This is a genomic window from Protofrankia sp. CiP1_Cm_nod3 (assembly GCF_982290655.1).
This window is the reverse complement of record NZ_CEVIVD010000214.1, coordinates 1-3,087: the sequence shown is the minus strand read 5'-3', so window position 1 is coordinate 3,087 and position 3,087 is coordinate 1. Positions and strand designations below refer to the sequence as shown.

The following is a 3,087-nucleotide window of genomic DNA, read 5'->3' as shown; positions in this document are numbered from 1 at the left end:
GCCCAGACCCGCTGGTTACTGCGTTGCGCGGTTCCTGCGGCGAGCGGCAAGGCCGGTGCCGAGCATCGCGGCACCGAGCCCGGCGCCGGCGACGGGAGCGATCGGGAACGACGGCGCCATACCGCCGCCACCCGCGTGCACGCCACCCTGCGGGACCGGCTCGGAGGACGGCTTCTGGGTGGCCGACTGGCCCTGCTGCTGTCCGGAGGACTGCCCCTGCTGGCCCTGCTGCTGCCCGGAAGGCTGGCCCTGCTGCTGGCCGGAAGGCTGGCCCTGCTGCTGGCCCTGCTGCTGGCCGGAGGACTGGCCCTGCTGGCCCTGCTGCTGGCCGGAAGGCTGGCCCTGCTGGCCGGACTGGCCCGGCCACTGGCCCGACGAACCGCCGGGTGCCGTTCCCTGGCCTCCCTGGCCGCCGGCTGCTCCCTGGCCGCCGGACCCCCCCGATGACTGGGACGAGGTCGCGCCGGGCCAGCCGCCTCCGGACTGCGCGGACTGGCCACCCGCCTGCTCGGGAGGCCGCGGGATCGGCCACTGGGTCGGCAGCTGGATGGGCAGCTGGGGCCATCCGGCCGTCTCACCGCCGCTCCCGGGCTGCCCGCCATTCTGCTGCTGGGTGGCCGCGGGCGGTGTCGACGAAGAGCCGGAATCCGACGGCCCGTCCGCGAACGCGGCTGTGGGGCCGAACCCCACGAAGAGCCCGGTGACGGCCGACATGGCCAGCATCACCACGCCCCGGCCGATTTTGTGCGTCATGACCTTTCCTCTTCTCTCGTACTGCGGCGGTATTGTTACCGCGGGCTACACCATAGCCATCTGATGTCCATGGGAAGGCGTGGAACACGATATGACCACGACGGGGCCGAAGATTGTCCGGCCGGCTCGATGGCTGGTTCTGATCGGAATTCTCCTGATCGGGGTGAGTGGTCAGAAGTTTGTTTCGTCCGAATATGGGAAACTGGTCGGGGTACCCGATGTGACGGCCGCTACGGGGAGCGCGGGACCCGACGCGAGGCTGGTGCCAGCGCCTGCGGCACCGCGGGATCCGGCTGGCGGCGAGTGGCGGCAGAACAGCCCACCGACTTTTCTGCGTATTCCGGAAGTGGGCATTTCCGCGCCGGTCGGGCCGGTCGGTCTCAACACGGACGGGACCCTCGAGGTGCCGACATCCTGGACCGACGTCGGCTGGTACGAATATGGGCCGCGGCCCGGCGACGTCGGCGCGTCCGTACTTGTCGGGCATTATGACTCGACGACCGGGCCGGCGGTCTTCTACCGTCTCGACAGGCTCAGGAAATCGGACACGATCGAGGTGAGCCGTGCGGACGGGACGGTCGTGCGGTTCACGGTCGACCGTATTCAGGATGTCGCGAAGGATGCGTTTCCGGCGGCGGAGGTCTATGGCCGGTCCGATCGTCCGGAACTACGGCTGATCACCTGTGGTGGTGCTTTCGACAAGAAAACCCACCATTATCTGAAGAACGTGATCGTGTACGCGCACGCCGTCGCCGGCCCGGCGTAGGCGGCCGCTGCCCGGCGGCTCGGCGGATGCCGACGAGCGGGACGTACCGCGTCGCCTCCCGTACCGGATAGCCGGATATGATCTTCGTGCGGTGATGGACGGGTGTTTGCGCCGGCGGGTGCCGGCGGTACGGAAGCGAGTGCGCCGGCTGCCGCGGTGGCAGCGGTCGCGCGGTGCGGGGGAGCGGGAGCCCGGGGCCGCGCTGCCGGGCGACGGGCACATGACATCAGCGTGTACGCTGCGTGAAGAGATGTATGCCATCTCTAGCGCTACCCTTCGCTGAGACAGGCGATCTCGGGGAGGGACCATGAACGTCTCGGTGTCACCGATTGTCCGCGCGGTTGCCGCGATCCGTGCGCCCGGTGCGATCGGAGTGCCCGGTGCGATCGGTGTGACCAGCGCGGACGGGGTGCCCGGGCATGCGCTCCCGCGCCGTCACGGGCGGGGCGCGGGGAAGGGCCCGTCCTCCCCACGGAGCGGGATCCGCCGCCCGCGGCACCGCGGGCGTGGGCGTGGGCGTGGGCCGACGTCACACGATGACCGGCGACGGGCTGCTGTCCGCCCGCGGGGCCACGGGCGCGGGCCGGCGTCCCCGATGTCTCGGACGTCTCGGACGTCCCGGACGTTCTTGAGGTCGCGGCTGGGCCTGCCGGCGGCGATACTCGTGGCGGCCCTGCTGGCCCTCACCGGATGCTCGGGTACGGACGAGGGGACAGTGCGCGCGCAGGCGTCACCGTCCGCGTCACCGTCCGTGGGAGCAGCCGGCGGCTCGCCCGGGACGACGGAACAGCGGAGCAGCGGGCAGTCCGGCAGCGGGCAGTCCGGCGCCGGCCAGGGAGCGGCGACGCCGGGTGCCACCGCGGGCGCGGCGGCCTTCCCGTACCAGCCGTTGTGGCCCTTTGCCAGCGCCGCGGACGCGCGGGCGTGGCAGACGGGCGGCGGCTCGGACGGGCACCAGCCATGGCACCTCGACCCGGCGGCCACCGCGTTGGCCTTCGCCCGTGGCTTCCTCGGCTTCACCGACATCGACCGGACGCTGGCCAGCACGGTGACCGGTGACGACGCCCGGGTGCAGGTCGGCTACGCCACCGAGGGTGGGCGTACCGGTGTCGCGGCCGTCGTCCATCTCGTGCGGTTCGGTTCCGGCAGCGGCGCGCCGTGGGAGGTCGTCGGTACCGACGACACCACCTTCTCGCTCACCCAGCCGGTCTACGGGGCGACCGTGTCGACGCCGCTGGCGGTCGGCGGCCAGATCACCGGTGTCGACGAGAGTATCCGCGTGCAGGTGCGGCCGGCAGGGGGTCCCAACGGCGGCCAGGTCGTCGGGGAGTACTGCTGCCTGCCCGCGGGCGGGCAGAACTCACCCTGGCGGGCGGCGGTGACGATCGACGCCCAGCCGGGCCAGGGCCTGGTCGTGGCCGCGTCCACGGGTGGCCACCTGCACGGGGTGGAGCGCTTCACCGTCACCGGCGTCCGCTACAAAGGCAAGTAGACGTATCCCATTACGGAAAGTAACAAAATAGGACGGATCATCATCCGGCTCCGGTCGTCCCGACCGACCCCCGACC

Annotated in this window: 3 protein-coding genes; all 3 read left to right on the top strand. The window is 71.6% G+C overall.

All coding sequences use genetic code 11. The annotated features are described in order from the left end of the window. On the top strand, positions 1 to 447 hold a 447-nt coding region (locus tag AC5LUJ_RS22925; RefSeq protein WP_493465740.1), incomplete at its 5' end, for a hypothetical protein. Between the two features lie 568 nt (positions 448 to 1,015). Continuing rightward, entirely contained in the window at positions 1,016 to 1,519 is a 504-nt protein-coding gene (locus tag AC5LUJ_RS22920; RefSeq protein WP_250287450.1) for a class F sortase, read from the top strand. A 628-nt stretch (positions 1,520 to 2,147) separates the two neighbouring features. Next, positions 2,148 to 3,011, top strand: a complete 864-nt coding sequence (locus AC5LUJ_RS22915) for a hypothetical protein (RefSeq protein WP_250287452.1) — start codon at positions 2,148 to 2,150, stop codon at positions 3,009 to 3,011. Positions 3,012 to 3,087: the final 76 nt, after the last annotated feature.